The 16,412-nt window shown below is 61.6% G+C and carries 14 protein-coding genes; 5 read left to right on the plus strand and 9 right to left on the minus strand.

Annotated elements, in window-relative coordinates; translation table 11 throughout:
* Positions 1-4 precede the first annotated feature (4 nt).
* The 4 genes from secD to queA form a co-directional block, all read right to left on the minus strand.
* Positions 5-1,858, minus strand: coding sequence for a protein translocase subunit SecD (secD, locus tag AB5Y68_RS15615; protein ID WP_039038737.1), 1,854 nt, complete (start codon positions 1,856-1,858; stop codon positions 5-7).
* An 18-nt stretch (positions 1,859-1,876) separates the two neighbouring features.
* Positions 1,877-2,212 (minus strand): preprotein translocase subunit YajC, encoded by a 336-nt coding sequence (yajC, locus tag AB5Y68_RS15620; protein ID WP_010675070.1) that lies wholly within the window; start codon positions 2,210-2,212, stop codon positions 1,877-1,879.
* Positions 2,213-2,262: 50 nt separating this feature from the next.
* On the minus strand, positions 2,263-3,399 hold the full coding sequence (gene tgt / locus AB5Y68_RS15625; protein WP_010675071.1) for a tRNA guanosine(34) transglycosylase Tgt: 1,137 nt from the start codon (positions 3,397-3,399) through the stop codon (positions 2,263-2,265).
* A gap of 118 nt (positions 3,400-3,517) precedes the next feature.
* Entirely contained in the window at positions 3,518-4,585 is a 1,068-nt protein-coding gene (gene queA, locus AB5Y68_RS15630) for a tRNA preQ1(34) S-adenosylmethionine ribosyltransferase-isomerase QueA (protein WP_039038738.1), read from the minus strand.
* Positions 4,586-4,796: 211 nt separating this feature from the next.
* On the opposite strand from queA, the gene AB5Y68_RS15635 reads away from it, so the two are divergent.
* The 3 genes from AB5Y68_RS15635 to ahpF all read left to right on the plus strand — a co-directional run bounded on the left by AB5Y68_RS15635 (position 4,797) and on the right by ahpF (position 8,168).
* Positions 4,797-5,243, plus strand: a complete 447-nt coding sequence (locus AB5Y68_RS15635; protein WP_010675073.1) for a CBS domain-containing protein — start codon at positions 4,797-4,799, stop codon at positions 5,241-5,243.
* Between the two features lie 629 nt (positions 5,244-5,872).
* Positions 5,873-6,439 carry an alkyl hydroperoxide reductase subunit C gene (gene ahpC / locus AB5Y68_RS15640; protein WP_010675074.1) on the plus strand — a complete coding sequence of 189 codons (567 nt, stop codon included), beginning with the start codon at positions 5,873-5,875 and terminating at the stop codon, positions 6,437-6,439.
* A gap of 142 nt (positions 6,440-6,581) precedes the next feature.
* Complete coding sequence (gene ahpF / locus AB5Y68_RS15645) at positions 6,582-8,168, plus strand: alkyl hydroperoxide reductase subunit F (protein ID WP_039038739.1); 1,587 nt, start codon at positions 6,582-6,584, stop codon at positions 8,166-8,168.
* A 68-nt stretch (positions 8,169-8,236) separates the two neighbouring features.
* Here ahpF and AB5Y68_RS15650 read toward each other — a convergent pair whose 3' ends face one another.
* Positions 8,237-9,556, minus strand: coding sequence for an MFS transporter (locus AB5Y68_RS15650; RefSeq protein ID WP_039038740.1), 1,320 nt, complete (start codon positions 9,554-9,556; stop codon positions 8,237-8,239).
* 115 nt (positions 9,557-9,671) lie between these two features.
* Here AB5Y68_RS15650 and AB5Y68_RS15655 point away from each other — a divergent pair, with 115 nt between their 5' ends.
* Positions 9,672-9,917 carry a hypothetical protein gene (locus AB5Y68_RS15655; protein WP_039038816.1) on the plus strand — a complete coding sequence of 82 codons (246 nt, stop codon included), beginning with the start codon at positions 9,672-9,674 and terminating at the stop codon, positions 9,915-9,917.
* Positions 9,918-10,041: 124 nt separating this feature from the next.
* Here the strand turns inward: AB5Y68_RS15655 and AB5Y68_RS15660 are convergent, their stop codons facing one another.
* Entirely contained in the window at positions 10,042-10,791 is a 750-nt protein-coding gene (locus tag AB5Y68_RS15660) for a class I SAM-dependent methyltransferase (protein ID WP_010675078.1), read from the minus strand.
* A gap of 228 nt (positions 10,792-11,019) precedes the next feature.
* Between AB5Y68_RS15660 and AB5Y68_RS15665 the strand changes: the two genes are divergently transcribed.
* Entirely contained in the window at positions 11,020-11,505 is a 486-nt protein-coding gene (locus tag AB5Y68_RS15665) for a VOC family protein (protein WP_039038741.1), read from the plus strand.
* Between the two features lie 87 nt (positions 11,506-11,592).
* Here the strand turns inward: AB5Y68_RS15665 and gcvP are convergent, their stop codons facing one another.
* The 3 genes from gcvP to gcvT form a co-directional block, all read right to left on the minus strand.
* The gene (gcvP, locus tag AB5Y68_RS15670) at positions 11,593-14,469 is read right to left on the minus strand and encodes an aminomethyl-transferring glycine dehydrogenase (protein ID WP_039038742.1); all 2,877 of its coding nucleotides are present in this window, start codon (positions 14,467-14,469) and stop codon (positions 11,593-11,595) included.
* A gap of 232 nt (positions 14,470-14,701) precedes the next feature.
* On the minus strand, positions 14,702-15,091 hold the full coding sequence (gene gcvH, locus AB5Y68_RS15675; RefSeq protein ID WP_010675081.1) for a glycine cleavage system protein GcvH: 390 nt from the start codon (positions 15,089-15,091) through the stop codon (positions 14,702-14,704).
* Between the two features lie 76 nt (positions 15,092-15,167).
* Positions 15,168-16,265, minus strand: a complete 1,098-nt coding sequence (gene gcvT / locus AB5Y68_RS15680; protein WP_010675082.1) for a glycine cleavage system aminomethyltransferase GcvT — start codon at positions 16,263-16,265, stop codon at positions 15,168-15,170.
* Positions 16,266-16,412 lie beyond the last annotated feature (147 nt).

Genomic DNA, 16,412 nt, shown 5'->3' on the forward strand with positions numbered 1-16,412 from the left:
TTCCTTAGATCGGCAGCTTGTCGATGCGCCGTCCACCCCAGGCCAGGTTGATGATGGCGCGGGATACCGTGATGGCAGTGAACATGGACGCCGTCAGGCCGATCCCGAGGGTCAGGGCGAAGCCCTTGATGGCACCGGTACCGATACCGAACAGGATCACGCAGGTGATGAGCGAGGTCACGTTGGAGTCGGCGATGGTGGAGAAGGCGCGATCAAAGCCCAGGTGAATGGCTTGCTGCACCCCGCGACCATTGCGGATCTCTTCACGAATACGCTCGTAGATCAGCACGTTCGCATCCACCGCCATGCCCAGCGTCAACACGATACCGGCGATGCCCGGCAGGGTCATGGTGGCCCCCGGGATCATCGACATGATACCGACGATGAGCACCAGGTTCATGGTCAGCGCCAGATTGGCCACCCAGCCGAAGGCACGGTAGTAGATCCCCATGAAGAGCACGATCACCAGCATGGCCCAGCCGATGGCTTCCATCCCGCTGTCGATGTTCTGCTGACCCAGGCTCGGGCCTATGGTGCGCTCTTCGACGATCTGGATCGGGGCAATCAGGGCACCGGCACGCAGCAGCAGCGCCAGGTTGTGGGCTTCGTTGGCGTTGTCGATCCCGGTGATGCGGAACTGGCTACCCAGGCGAGACTGGATGGTGGCGACGTTGATCACCTCCTCCTGCTTGCGGAACTTGCGCTTGCCGTCCGGACCAGGCTGACCCACCGGCTTGTACTCGATGAAGACGGTCGCCATGCCCTTGCCAACGTTGTCCTTGGTAAAGTTGGCCATCTTGTTGCCACCCTGACCATCGAGCTTGATGTTGACCTGGGGACGGCTGTATTCATCGAAACCGGACTGGGCACCCACGATGTGGTCACCAGTCAGGATCACGCGCTTTTGCAGTACCACGGGACGACCGTTGCGATCGTTGTAGACCTTGGAGCTCGGCGGCACGCGGCCTGCGGCAGCGGCCTGGATATCGGCAGCCTCATCGACCATGTGGAACTCCAGGGTCGCGGTGGCCCCCAGGATCTCCTTGGCACGGGCGGTGTCCTGGATCCCCGGCAGCTCGACGATGATACGCTCACCGCCCTGCTGCTGGACCAGCGGCTCGGCCACACCCAGTTCGTTCACCCGGTTGCGGATGATGGTGATGTTCTGCTCGAGGGCATACTTCTTCACCTCTTTGACCTTGGCTTCGCTCAGACTGGCCAGCAGGATGAAGTCATCCCCTTTCTGGTCTGTGGTGAAGACAAGATCCGCATTCTGGCGACGCAGGAAGGAGAGTGCCTTGGCCTGATCGGCCTCGTCACGGAAGACCACCTGCACCTGATCCCCGACCCGGCGTACACCGGAGTAGCGGATCTTCTGGGTGCGCAGCTCGGCGCGGAAATCCTGCACCATCTGTTCCTGCTGCTTGGCCAGCGCTTCGGCCATGTCCACTTCCATCAGGAAGTGCACACCGCCCCGCAGGTCAAGACCGAGCTTCAGGGGCGCCGCGCCGATGGCCTCAAGCCAGGCGGGGGTGGAGGGTGCCAGGTTGAGGGCGGTGATGAAATTGTCGCCCAGCTTGTTGGCCACGATGTCGCGCGCCTTGAGCTGGTCTTCGGTGTTGTTGAAACGGATCAGGATGAAGCCGTGCTCGAACGCCGCATGCTTGACCGGGATCTTCGCCTCGTCGAGGGTTTCCTTCACCTGATCGAGGGTTTCTAGTTTGACTTCGGCACCACGGCTGGCAGAGACCTGCAAGGCCGGGTCTTCGCCGTAAAGATTGGGGGCTGCATATAGAAAACCGATGGCGATCACGACGATCACCATCAGGTATTTCCACAGCGGATAGCGATTTAACACGCTGTGCTCCTCGGGAGATTAGAGGGACTGGATAGAACCCTTGGGCAGAACGGCAGAGACGAAGTCACGCTTGATGGTGACCTGGGTCTGATCGTTCAGGGCCAGCACAATGTAGTCGCTGTCGGCGGAAACCTTGGCGATCTTGCCGACCAGGCCACCGGAAGTGAGCACTTCGTCGCCCTTGGAGAGGGAGCTCATCAGATTGCGATGCTCCTTGGCACGCTTGGCCTGGGGACGGTAGATCATGAAGTAGAAGATGAGACCGAACACGGCCAGCATGATGATCATTTCCATGCCACCACCCTGTGCTGCCGGAGCCGCGCCTTCTGCATACGCCTTGGAGATAATGCTCATTTAACAACCTCTTATTGATGTAGATTTGAATACCAACTTATATGTCGTTGTTATTTCACGTCATTTTCAGCCAGTGGAGGCACAGGCTTCCCTTGCCGACGGTAAAACTCAGTTACAAAGTCGTCTAATTTACCCTGCTCGATCGCGTCCCGCAAACCCTGCATCACGCGCTGGTAATAACGCAGGTTGTGGATGGTATTCAGACGGGCACCGAGGATCTCGTTGCACTTGTCCAGATGGTACAGATAGCTGCGGGTGTAGTTCTTGCAGGTGTAGCAATCGCAGTCCGCATCCAGGGTGCTGGTGTCTTCCCGGTACTTGGCGTTGCGGATCTTGACCACCCCATCGGTGGTAAAGAGATGACCGTTGCGGGCGTTGCGGGTCGGCATCACGCAGTCGAACATGTCGATACCGCGGCGCACCCCTTCCACCAGATCCTCCGGCTTGCCCACCCCCATCAGGTAGCGCGGCTTGTCGGCCGGAATTTTCGGGCAGACATGGTCAAGGATGCGATGCATGTCCTCTTTGGGCTCACCCACGGCGAGACCGCCGACCGCGTAACCGTCGAAGCCGATCTCAAGGAGACCGTCCAGCGACACATCCCGCAGCGGTTCGTAGACAGAACCCTGGATGATGCCGAACAGGGCGTTCTTGTTGCCGAGCGCATCGAACTTGTCGCGGGAGCGCTTGGCCCAGCGCAGGGACATCTCCATGGACTTGCGCGCTTCCTCGTAGGTGGCCGGGTACGGGGTGCACTCGTCGAAGATCATCACGATGTCGGAACCCAGATCGTACTGGATCTCCATGGACTTCTCGGGGTCGAGGAAGATCTTCTCGCCGTTGATGGGATGACGGAAGTGCACCCCCTCCTCGGTGATCTTGCGGATGTGCCCCAGACTGAACACCTGGAAACCACCGGAGTCGGTCAGGATCGGCCCCTGCCAGTTCATGAAGTCGTGCAGATCGCCGTGGGCGCGCATCACTTCCTGACCCGGGCGCAGCCAGAGGTGGAAGGTGTTGCCAAGCAGGATCTGGGCACCGGTCTCACGTACCTCTTCCGGTGTCATCCCCTTGACGGTGCCGTAGGTGCCGACCGGCATGAAGGCCGGGGTCTGGACCACGCCACGCTCGAACACCAGTTGACCGCGACGGGCACGCCCATCGGTGGTTTTCAATTCAAATTTCATTGCTACCTCTATTCAGTCAGAGAAACAGTCTGACAACAAAGGGCCCGAGGGGCCCGGTAATATGAAGCCGGCCGGCATACTGACAAGCAGAGCCTGAACGACTTCTGAAGGGCAAGGCTTAACCCTGCACCCGGCGACGGGTGACGAACATGGCGTCCCCGTAGCTGAAGAAACGGTACTGTCCCGCCACGGCGGCCTGATAGGCGGCCATCACGTTGTCATAGCCGGCAAAGGCACTGACCAGCATGATCAGGGTGGATTCGGGCAGGTGGAAGTTGGTGATCATGGCATCGACCACCTGGAACTCGTAACCGGGGAAGATGAAGATGTCGGTGTCATTGAAGAAGGGCGCCAGCGGCTTGCCCTGGGCCAGGGTCGCCTCGGCCGCACTCTCGAGGGATCGTACCGACGTGGTCCCCACCGCAACCACCCGACCGCCGCGGGCGCGGGTCGCCGCGATGGCATCCACCACCTCCTGGGGCACTTCGGCGTATTCCGAGTGCATGTGGTGATCTTCAATCTTGTCGACGCGCACCGGCTGGAAGGTGCCCGCCCCCACGTGCAGGGTCACGAAGGCCATCTCCACACCCTTGGCACGGATCTGCTCGAGCAACGGCTCGTCGAAGTGCAGACCAGCGGTCGGCGCCGCCACGGCACCCGGCTTCTGGTTGTAAACGGTCTGGTAGCGCTCCTTGTCGGCATCCTCGTCGGGACGGTCGATGTAAGGAGGCAGCGGCATGTGGCCGATGGCATCCAGAATGGTCAGCACAGGGCGCGGGTCCAGGAAGTGGATCTCGAACAGAGCGTCGTGGCGGGCACGCATCTCGGCCTCGACGGGCACGCCGTCGGCACCGCCATCCAGAAGGAGACGGGTACCTGGCTTGGGGGACTTGGACGAGCGGACGTGCGCCAGCACGCTGTGCTCGTCCAGAATGCGCTCCACCAGCACCTCCAGCTTGCCGCCGCTGGCCTTCTGGCCAAACATGCGGGCCGGAATGACCCGGGTATTGTTGAACACCAGCAGATCGCCGGGGTTGAGCTGGTCAAGCACATCGACAAAATGACCGTGGCGCAGGGCGCCGGTTTGACCATCGAGCTGCAGCAGGCGGCTGGCGGTACGCTCCGCCATGGGATAGCGGGCAATCAGCTCGTCTGGCAGATCAAAATGAAAATCGGATACTTGCATCTTTCACCTCGGGGGAATCGGCGGCTAGTCTAGTTATCCCCCTCTTCCAAGGCAACCCAAAAGACTAAAAACCCAAGGAAGACAAGGGATAGCGGGCCATTTTGTGAGGCTGGGCCCGTTAAAAAACCTTTAAGGTTTTGTATTGACCCCGATCATGTTCTGGCGACGGGGGCTGGGCTAGGGTGGAAGCAGACACACAAGGAGGCCCACCATGATGACCCTCTCCGAGATCATGACTGAACACCCCTTTACCCTGGGTCCGGAAAACAGCGTCAAGCAGGCGATGGAGCTGATGCAGCAGGAGCGGATCCGTCACGTTCCCATCGTCGATGAACACCAGCATCTGCTCGGTCTGGTCACCCTCTCGGACATCCTGGCCACCCGTGAATCCAAGCTGCTGCTGATCAACCCCGAGCGGGAGGCAGAGTTCACCGACAGCGTCCAGCTCGACGAGATCATGACTCGTCAGGTGGCGAGCGTGGATCCCCACGCCGGCATCAAGGAGGCGGCCCTGTATCTGCAGCGCCACAAATATGGCTGTCTGCCGGTACTCAAGGGGCGCAAGCTGGTTGGCATCGTCACCGAGTCGGACTTCATCGCCGTGGCCATCAATCTGCTGGAGCTGATGGAGGAGCAGGAGCCCCCAACCGACTTTTGATCTTAAAATTCTGTAATTAAATTACAATAAAAGCGTTTTCAGCCTAATTTAACGGCTATTCAAGTGAAACACTTTCAATTTGACTGTAAAATTACACCACAAAACTTGCGTTGTGACATTCATCACACTATGATGCCGACCATGCAATGGTTGCCGAAGAGGAGATGAGGATTGTGCACCCGCCATCTTCTCTTCATATGTCTGCAAGTTTGCACACCCCGTAGTTAGTCTTTGCTGTAAAGCATATTTATCGCCATTCCTTGTTTGATGACCCGGCCCTGTCTGTGCGACGGCGCCGGGATTTTTTTATCCCTCTTTTTTCTACTGCGCCGCCTCGTCTGCCCCCTTCTCTGCTCACGCAATGAAAACAAATCCGGCCCAGCCCTTGAAAATGTGACATGCAGGACAGAAATTGAACTTCGACAATGAGTTATCTCCGAAGGCCTGAGATATTCATGTTAGGTACAGTTGTGATGGTCTATCTAATAAATAGATTTATGTGATTCAAAATTGTGGCTTTGACCGATTAGAAAAAGTCACTATGATGACTCCATCGAAAGTTAAGCGCCTCGTCTGGCACGACTCTTCAACACCAGACAGGCATATGTACATCACCAAGGAGCAAATACATGTCTACCTACATCAACACTGAAATCAAGCCGTTCAACGCCACCGCCTACCACAATGGCAAATTCGTTCAGGTGTCTGACGCTGACCTGAAAGGCAAGTGGTCCGTGGTGTTCTTCTACCCGGCTGATTTCACCTTCGTCTGCCCGACCGAGCTGGGCGACCTGGCCGACAACTACGCCGAATTCCAGAAGCTGGGCGTCGAGATCTACGCCGTCTCCACCGACACCCACTTCACCCACAAGGCCTGGCACGACACTTCTGACACCATCCAGAAGATCCAGTACCCGATGATCGGCGACCCCACCGGCACCATCACTCGCAACTTCGGCGTGATGATCGAAGAAGCTGGCCTGGCTGACCGCGGTACCTTCGTCATCGACCCGCAAGGCGTCATCCAGATCGTTGAAATCAACGCTGGCGGCATCGGCCGTGACGCACTGGAACTGCTGCGCAAGGTCAAGGCTGCCCAGTACGTTGCTTCCCACCCGGGTGAAGTGTGCCCGGCCAAGTGGAAAGAAGGCGACGCCACCCTGGCCCCGTCCCTGGATCTGGTAGGCAAAATCTAAGCCTCCCCGCTCTGAAGACCGGCCCGTTCAAGGGCCGGTCTTGTTTACGGCCCTCAGAAAATGCGCCGGTCTGCTGTGTGGACCTCTGTTTTCTGTATCCGGTCATCGTGCCGACCCGCATTCAGCAAGAAGGAATTCGACCATGTTAGATACCAACCTCAAACAACAACTCAACGGTTACTTGCAGTACATCGTCAATCCCATCGAGATCAGCGTGTCCGGCAATGACAGCGACAAATCCGCCGAACTCCTGGCATTGGCCAGCGAGATCGCCGAGATGTCCCCCAAAATTTCCCTGACCGATGGCACCAATGCCCGCAAGCCTTCCATGAGCATCGCGCCCCAGGGCCAGGCCCCGCGCGTGCACTTTGCCGGCATTCCCATGGGTCATGAATTCACCTCCCTGGTGCTCGCCCTGCTGCAAAGCGGCGGCCACCCCTCCAAGGCCGATCCGGCCGTGCTGGAGCAGGTGAAGAACCTCAAGGGCGAGTTCCACTTCGAGACCTATATTTCCCTCTCCTGCCACAACTGTCCGGACGTGGTACAGGCCCTGAACCTGATGTCCACCCTGAATCCCGGCATCACCCACACCATGATCGACGGTGCCCTGTTCCAGGATGAGGTGAACGAGCGTCAAATCATGGCGGTCCCGAACGTCTACCTGAACGGTCAGCCGTTCAGCCAGGGCCGTATTTCGCTGGAAGAGATCGTCGCCAAACTCGACACCGGCGCTGCCGAGCGCAAGGCGCAAGAGCTGAGCGAAAAAGCGCCTTATGACGTGCTGGTGGTGGGCGGTGGCCCGGCCGGCGCCGCCGCGGCCATCTATGCCGCCCGCAAAGGCATTCGCACCGCCATTGTCGCCGAACGTTTCGGTGGCCAGGTGATGGACACCGTCGGCATCGAGAACTTCATCTCCGTGCCCTACACCGAGGGCCCCAAGCTGGCCGCCAGCCTGGAGCAGCACGTCAAGCAGTACGGCGTGGAAGTGATCACCGAGCAGCGCGCCGCCGCCATCAGCAAGGATGGTTACGTCAACGTGGACCTCGCCTCCGGTGCCACCTTGAAGAGCCGCGCCGTGATCCTGGCGACCGGTGCCCGCTGGCGCGACCTGAACGTGCCGGGTGAACTCGAGTACCGTACCAAGGGTGTGGCCTACTGCCCCCACTGTGACGGCCCCTTCTTCAAGGGCAAGCGGGTTGCGGTGATCGGTGGCGGCAACTCCGGCATCGAGGCGGCCATCGATCTGGCCGGCATCGTCGAGCACGTCACCGTGGTGGAGTTCGCCGATACCCTGCGTGCCGACGACGTGTTGCAGAAGAAGGCCCGCTCCATGGGCAATATCGACATCATCATGAGCGCCCGCACCACCGAAGTGATCGGCGACGGCAGCAAGGTGGTGGGCATGGACTACGAAGATCGCACTACCGGCGAGATCAAGCACCTGGCTGTGGCCGGCATCTTCGTCCAGATAGGCCTGGTGCCGAACACCGAGTTCCTCAAGGGGAGCGAAGTGGCCCTGACCCGCTTTGGCGAAATCGAGATCGACACCAAGGGTGCCACCTCCCTGCCCGGCGTCTATGCCGCAGGGGATGCCACCACGGTACCGTTCAAGCAGATCATCATTTCCATGGGGGCAGGTGCCACCGCCGCCCTGGGTGCGTTTGATTACCTCATTCGCAACCCGGCGCCGGAAGCACAAGCTACCCAGGCCGATGCCGTGACCGCCTGATAACCGCCCAACAAAAAACCGACTCCCTGGAGTCGGTTTTTTTATCCCTGTCGTTGGGTCGGCAGCCTTCAACGTCCTTGCGGCGCGTCCCTCTCCTGCCCCTCTTCACTCACCGCTCTCTCTTCTGCGTCAGGCGCGGCATAGCTCGCCGGCACTGTCTCCCCTTCCAGATCCGTTCTTGGCTCCAGCTCCGCCGTCATGGGGGTGTTGGGGGGCACCGGCATGAAGACCTGATGCTCCGTCAACGGAATGGGGGCTCGCTTACGCCTGCGCCAGCCGAGATAGGCCGACAGCAGCAGACCGCACAGGGCAAAGTAGACGAACAGCCCCTGTGGTCCGAACGTCGCCATGGTAAAGGGGGCCAGCAGCGGACCCGTCATGGCTCCCAGGCTGTAGGCAAGCAGCAGCCCCTGGTTTGCCCCCAGCACCTGATCCGGGCGCAGTTCATCGCAAGCATGGCTGAGGCTCAAGGGATAGATGGAGAACGCCATGCCCCCCAGCAGGAAGACAAGAGTCCCCTCGATTGGCTCGCGCCAGGGCTCCGGCAGCAGCACCATCAGCAACGCGATCAGGGTCAGCAGGGCGCAGAGCAGCAGGATCACCAACCGTCTGTCGTAACGATCAGATGCACGCCCGATGGGATATTGCAGACACATCCCCCCCAGGATCACCAGCGCCATCATGTCCGCCACCTGGGAGAGGGAGGCGCCGCTGTCGGTGAAATAGAGCGGCAACAGCCCATAGATGGCCCCGAGGATGAGGCCCGAGGTAAAGCTGCTGCCCATCCCCGCCGGAGTGAGGCGCACCAGCTCCAGCACTCCCACCGGCTGGGGTGCCACCATGGCCGGCGTCGCCACTCGGGAGAGCGCCAGAGGCACCACGGAGAGAGTCGCCGCCATGGCGCACAGGGCGAACGGCGTCAGCACCATGGGGTCCACCTGCTTGAGCAGCAGCTGGCCCAGGGCAAGTGAACCGTACAGCAGGATCATGTAGAGGGACATCAACCGCCCCCGGTTCGCCGGGGTGCTTGAGACCAGCATCCAGGACTCCAGCACCACGAACAGGCCGCCGGTGGCAAACCCCCCGATCAGCCGCAGCGCCGCCCAGGTGACAGGCTCCACCACCATGCCGTGCAGCAGAAACAGAAAACAGAGCAGGGAGGCGTAAGCCGCATAGGCCCGGATATGACCCACCCGGATGATGAGGCGGGCATTGATGAAAGTCCCCAGCACCAGACCGCCGAAATAGGCAGCCGACACCAGACCGATGGCCTGGGCGGACACCTGCTCGGCGGAGAGACGCACCGTCAGCAGGGTGTTGAACAGACCGTGACCCAGAATGAAGATCACCAGACTGGTCAGGGGGGACAGCAACCTTGTCAGTGCCATGGAGCCTCCTCGCAACAAAAGGGTCATGGTAGCCCCTGCCTCCCGCCCCCTTCAACCCGAATGCCCTCCCCCTGCGGGCTATGCTTGACGGGAACCCCACATGGAGATCCGAAAGATGAGACTCATGCTGTTGTTGTCCGCCCTGCTCTTTTGCGGCAGCGCCCTCGCCTTCCACTGCCCCATGGACATGAAGAAGATAGACGACGCCCTGGCCGCAGGCCCCGCCCTCAGTGCCGAACAACTGGCCGAGGTGAAGCAGTTGAGGGCGGACGGAGAGACCTTGCACAACGCGGGCAAGCATCAGGAATCGGTCGATACACTGGCCAAGGCCATGGCCATTCTCGGCATCGATCAGGGCTGATACCGCCCCTTCGCCGCGCGACGGTCTCTTTCGCATCGCCCGGATACAGACCGCCAAAATGAAACAAGGCCCTCGCCATCACTGGCGGGGGCCTTTTCACTGCGGATGTCAGCGCTGAACGGTTCTACACCCGGCCACTGTAGACCAGGGTGCAATAGTTGAAGGCTATCTTGCCGTCAACGGCATGGCGAGCAAACTCGCGGCGAACGAGCGCCGTCATCTGATCGTGGGCCGGCGTGCCCGCCACAGGCGCATAGGAGGAGGAGTTGAGCCGTCCAAGCACCCCGTCAAGATCGAACAGCTGACTGTTCTCGAAGCGATCGAGCCGGTACTCCCCGGTGAAGAAGGCGCGAAAATCCGCCTCACCGAGGTTGCGATGATTGACCTCCTCGTAATCCCCCGAGTAGGCGTGCAGCCCCTCTTCATAGGCCTTGAGAAACGGGGTGTTCGTCAGCCTGTCATTCCAGATGAGGGCGACCTGGCCACCGGGCTTGAGCAGCCGCTGGCACTCCTGCCGAAAAGCCGCGCGATCGAACCAGTGAAACGCCTGGGCGACCGTCACCAGATCCATCGCCCCCGTGGGCAGGCCCGTGGCTTCCGCACTGCCGTGCAGCCAGCCGATGTTCCCCACCTGGGCGAGCAGCCGTTTGGCGGCTGCCCGCATATCGTCGTTGGGCTCCACCGCCCAGACCCGCGCGACCCGGGGGGCCAGCAGGGCGGTCAGGATGCCGGTGCCCGCGCCGATGTCCGCCACCTGGGCCTCTGGCCCCATGGCCAGCTCCCTTGCCAGAAAATCCAGCATGGCGGCGGGATAACCGGGTCGATATTTCACATAGGCCTCGACCCGGGTCGAGAATCGCTGGGTACTGTCCATGGCAGACTCCTCTCTTGCTGCGGCCTTCATGCCGGCTCCCGGCCTGGTGACCAGGATCCCCATGCCACTACACTTGACCCCATCATGCAAGCCCCAAGCGGGTGGCAAACGGTGTACAGGCTGGCTTGCCACCCAGCAAAACAGCAGGCGCTGCGGGCGGCAGGATACCCATCGGGGCGCCCGCTCACGGGCGTCGAAGGACAATCACCAGGATGGAGCTGCGACACAATGAGACCAATCAAGAACAGGATTTGCCTCTGGTATGACGGGGATGCCGAGGAGGCGGCACGGTTTTACGCAAGCACCTTCCCCGACTCCGCCGTCGGTGCCGTACACCGGGCCCCGGCCGACTATCCCGCCGGCAAGAAAGGGGACGTGCTGACGGTCGAGTTCAGGGTGATGGGGACCCCCTGCCTCGGCCTCAACGGCGGGCCCGGGGTCAGCCACAACTGGGCGTTCTCGTTTCAGGTGGCCACCCAGGACCAGGCCGAGACGGATCGTTACTGGCACGCCATCATCGACCATGGCGGCCGGGCGAGCGAGTGCGGCTGGTGTCAGGACAAGTGGGGCATCTCCTGGCAGATCACCCCTCAGGTCCTCATCGAGGCGATAAGCGATCCCGACCCCGAGGCAGCGAGACGCGCCTTTGAGGCCATGATGCAGATGGGCAAGATTGACATTGCCACCATCGAGGCGGCGCGCCGGGGCGAGTAGCCCGTTCGCACGGGCGCCACACACAACAAGGCCACCCCTGGGGGTGGCCTTGTGCATATTGGCTGTCAGCCCTTCACGGCGCCGCGATTACTTGGCGTAATCCTCGGTGGGCACGCAGGAGCAGAACAGGTTGCGATCGCCGTAGACGTCGTCGATGCGGTTCACCGACGGCCACAGCTTGCTGGCGCGCACGGCGTCGGACGGGAAGACCGCCTCGGCGCGGGTGTAGCCACGGTTCCACTCTGCATCCATCACGTCGTCCTGGGTGTGCGGCGCATGGACCAGGGGGTTGTCGGCAAGGCTCCAGTGGCCGTCCTGCACCCGGGCAATCTCGGCACGGATGGCGGTCATGGCTTCCACGAAGCGATCCAGCTCGCGCTTGGATTCGGATTCGGTCGGCTCGACCATCAGGGTGCCCGCTACCGGGAAGCTCATGGTCGGCGCGTGGAAGCCGTAGTCCATCAGGCGCTTGGCCACGTCCATCTCGCTGATGCCACTGGCTTCTTTGAGCGGGCGGATGTCCAGGATGCACTCGTGGGCCACCCGGCCGTTGCGACCTGTATAGAGCACGGGGAAGGACTCGCCGAGCTTCTTGGCCAGGTAGTTGGCGTTGAGGATGGCCACCTGGGTGGATTTCTTGAGCCCCTCGTCCCCCAGCATGGCGATGTACATCCAGCTGATGGGCAGGATGCTGGCCGAACCGAACGGAGCGGCAGACACGGCGCCGTTGTCACGGCTCGCCAGTTCGGTCTTGACCACGGCGTGACCGGCCACAAACGGTGCCAGGTGTTTCTTCACGCCGATGGGGCCCATGCCCGGACCACCACCGCCATGAGGAATGGCGAAGGTCTTGTGCAGGTTGAGGTGAGAGACGTCCGCGCCGATAAAGCCTGGCGCCGTCAGCCCGACCTGCGCGTTCATGTTGGCGCCGTCGAGGTACACCTGACCACCATACTGGTGAACGATGTCGCACACCTCCTTGATGGTCTCCTCGTACACCCCGTGGGTGGAGGGGTAGGTCACCATCAGGCAGGAGAGCTGGTCTCCGACCTCGGCGGCCTTGGCCCGCAGGTCGTCCAGATCCACGTTGCCGGCCTTGTCACAGGCAGTGACGATGACCTTGAGGCCCGCCATCTGGGCGGAAGCCGGGTTGGTGCCGTGGGCAGAGGCCGGGATGAGACAGACATCGCGATGCCCCTCGCCGCGGGACTCGTGGTACTTCTTGATGGCCAAGAGGCCCGCGTATTCGCCCTGAGCGCCGGAGTTGGGCTGCATGCAGACCGCATCGTAGCCGGTCACCTTCACCAGCCAGTCTTCCAGATCTGCCAGCAGCAGCTGGTAACCCTGGGTCTGCTTGAGCGGCGCGAAGGGGTGCAGCTTGCCGAATTCGGGCCAGGTCACCGGGATCATCTCGGCGGTGGCGTTGAGCTTCATGGTGCAGGAGCCCAAGGAGATCATGGCGTAGTTCAGGGCCAGATCTTTCGCTTCGAGACGGTGGATGTAGCGCAGCATCTCGGTCTCGGAGTGGTACTTGTTGAATACCTCGTGGGTCAGCACGGCGTCGGTGCGCAGCAGATCCTGCGGGATCGCCTGATGCGTCTGGGCGGCCTGGTCGAGGGCCTCCACATCGAGGCCGTGACCCGCCCCAAGGAACAGGTCGAACAGCTCGGCCACATCGCCTCGGGTGGTGGTTTCAGAGAGGGACACACCGACCGCACCATCGAGATCCGCACGCAGGTTGATGCCGAGCCCCTCGGCCTTGGCAATGAGTGCAGCCTTGTCCGACGTCAGTACTGTGAGGGTATCGAACCAGCTTCCGTGCTTGAGGGCCACGCCCTTGGCGGTAAGGCCGAGCGCCAGGATGGTGGTCAGACGGTGCACGCGGGAGGCGATGGTTTTCAGCCCCACCGGGCCGTGGTAAACGGCGTAGAAGCTCGCCATGTTGGCCAGCAGCACCTGGGCAGTACAGATGTTGGAGTTGGCCTTCTCGCGGCGGATGTGCTGCTCGCGGGTCTGCATGGCCATGCGCAGGGCGCTCTTGCCACGGGCATCCTTGGAGACGCCGATGATGCGACCCGGCATGGAGCGCTTGTAGGCGTCGCGGGTGGCGAAGAAGGCGGCGTGGGGGCCACCGTAACCCATGGGCACGCCGAAGCGCTGGGCACTGCCGAACACCACGTCGGCACCCAGTTCACCCGGGGATTTGAGCAGCAGCAGGGAGAGCATGTCGGTCCCGACGCAGGCCAGCCCCTTCTGGGCCTGGACGGCGGCAATGAGGGAACGCAGATCGGCCACATTGCCGGTGGTGCCCGGGTACTGGAACATGGCACCGAATACCTCTTCGCTCACGGCCTCGCCCGCAGGGCCGACCACCACATCGAAACCGAAGTGGACCGCGCGCTCCTTGACCACGTCGATCACCTGGGGGTGAACGTCGTCGGCCACGAAGAAGAGGTTGGATTTGGATTTGGCCATGCGCTTGGCCAGCGCCATGGCTTCAGCGGCGGCGGTGGCTTCATCGAGCAGGGAGGCGCTCGCCAGATCCATGCCAGTGAGATCCAGGGTGAGCTGCTGGAAGTTGAGCAGGGCTTCGAGACGGCCCTGGGCCAGCTCGGGCTGATAGGGGGTGTAGGCGGTGTACCAGCCCGGGTTTTCCAAGACGTTGCGCAGGATGACGTGGGGCACGTGGGTGTCATGGTAGCCCATGCCGATGTAGCTCTTGGCGATCTGGTTCTTGGCCGCATAGCCCTTGAGCTTGGCCAGGGCCTCCACTTCGGTCATGGGGGCGCCGATACCAAGCGGCCCCGGACGACGGATGGCGGCGGGGACCGTCTGCTCAATCAGATCGTCCAGGCTCTCGGCCCCCACGGTGGCGAGCAGGGCCCGCAGTTCTTCCTCACCCGGGCCGATGTGACGGCGGATGAAATCGGTTTTTTGCTCGAGTTCAAACAGTGACTGGGTCATTTCCCTATTTCCTGGTAATAGGTCCTGGCATGACATCCTGATAACCAAGACCTGATGTTCCTGTAGCCGGTCGATACCGGCTCCACTCATGTTCTGTGTCCGCCGCGGGCAGACGGGGAATGCGGCAAGGGCATCCCGAAGGCGCAAAGGCTGCGCCCATCCTGCAACCGCCATGGCCGCAGGATGGCTGTCATACAAGTGGGCCCTGCTGTGTTGGCAGGGCCCGGGGGCATTACTCTTCGTCCACCACGTTCTGGTAGCCTTCGGCATCCAGCAGGTTGGCGAGCTCGCCCGCGTCGTCCAGCTTGATGCGGAACAGCCAGCCGGCGCCGTAGGGGTCGGAGTTGACCAGCTCGGGGCTGCCTTCCAGCTCTTCGTTGACGGCCAGGATCTCGCCGCTCACCGGGCTGTAGATGTCGGAGGCGGCCTTGACGGACTCCGCCACGGCGCAATCTTCACCGGCGCTCACCTGCTTGCCCACTTCCGGCAGATCGACGAACACCATGTCCCCCAGCAGATCCTGGGCGTGCTCGGTGATGCCTACCACGGCTTCGCCGTTGGCTTCAACACGGACCCACTCGTGGGAGGTGGCATATTTCAGTTCGCTCGGGATATGGCTCATTTGTGCTTCCTTTATGCTCTTGGATCGCTTCAACAAAAATGGGGCGGCGAAGGTCAACCCTCGCCGCAATCAATGATTACACCAGCGGCTGGCCGTTGCGCACGAAGGCCGGCTTGGTGACTTTCACGGTGACCTGCTTCTTGCGGATCTCCACCTGGGCCTGCTCGCCGATATCACGGGGCACCCGCGCCAGGGCAATGCTGTAACCCAGAGTGGGCGAGAAGGAGCCGGAGGTGATCACCCCTTCCCGTGTCTCGCCGCTCTCGCTGGTGAAGGTGACCGGCATGCCGGCACGCAGCACGCCCTTTTCTTCCATCACCAGACCCACCAGCTTGGGCTGGTTGCCGGCGGCCTTCTGGGCTTCCAGGGCGGCGCGGCCGATGAATTGGCGGGAGGCAGGCTCCCAGGCCAGGGTCCAGGCCATGTTGGCGGCAAGCGGAGAGATTGACTCGTCCATGTCCTGACCGTAGAGGTTCATGCCCGCTTCCAGGCGCAGGGTATCACGGGCACCCAGGCCGCAAGGGGCCACGCCGTTGTCCAGCAGGGCCTGCCACAGATCGCACGCCTTCTCTTGGGGGACCACGATCTCGTAGCCATCTTCGCCGGTGTAGCCGGTGGTGGCGATGAAGAGATCCCCGGCCTGCACACCGAAGAAGGGCTTCATCCCTTCGACCGCCGCATTCTGCTCGGGGGTGAACACCTTGGCCGCCTTGGCCTTGGCGTGGGGGCCCTGCACTGCGATCATGGCAAGCTCGGGGCGCTCGGTCACGCTCACGGCAAAGTCGATGGCGTGATGGCGGATCCAGGCCAGATCCTTCTCGCGGGTGGCAGAGTTCACCACCAGGCGGTAGAAGGTATCGGTCAGGAAATAGGTGATGAGGTCATCGATGACGCCGCCTTCCGGATTGAGCATGCCGCTGTAGAGGGCCTTGCCGGGGACGGTGAGTTTGGCCACGTCGTTGGCCAGCAGGTGTTGCAGGAAGGCTTTGACCCGCTCGCCGGTCAAATCGACGATGGTCATGTGGGAGACATCGAACATGCCTGCATCGGTGCGCACCACATGGTGCTCTTCCAACTGGGAACCGTAGTTGATGGGCATCTCCCAACCGTGGAAGTCCACCATCTTGGCACCCGCTTCCAGGTGTTTCGGATGCAATACAGTAGTCTGGATCATCGCTGTGTTTCCTTAAGCGTTCGCGACAACACTCGCAATCCGCCCCGGCTCGTCGGGAACTACGGACCACAAGCTCTGTGCTCGTTCCCGCCCGGGCGGGCAGGAGTGATTCCTTGAACGGAGCGGATTATATGACAAGCGTGCCGG

The organism is Aeromonas sp. R6-1 (assembly GCF_040908165.1).
In the GTDB taxonomy this organism is placed as follows: Bacteria; Pseudomonadota; Gammaproteobacteria; order Enterobacterales; family Aeromonadaceae; genus Aeromonas; species Aeromonas caviae.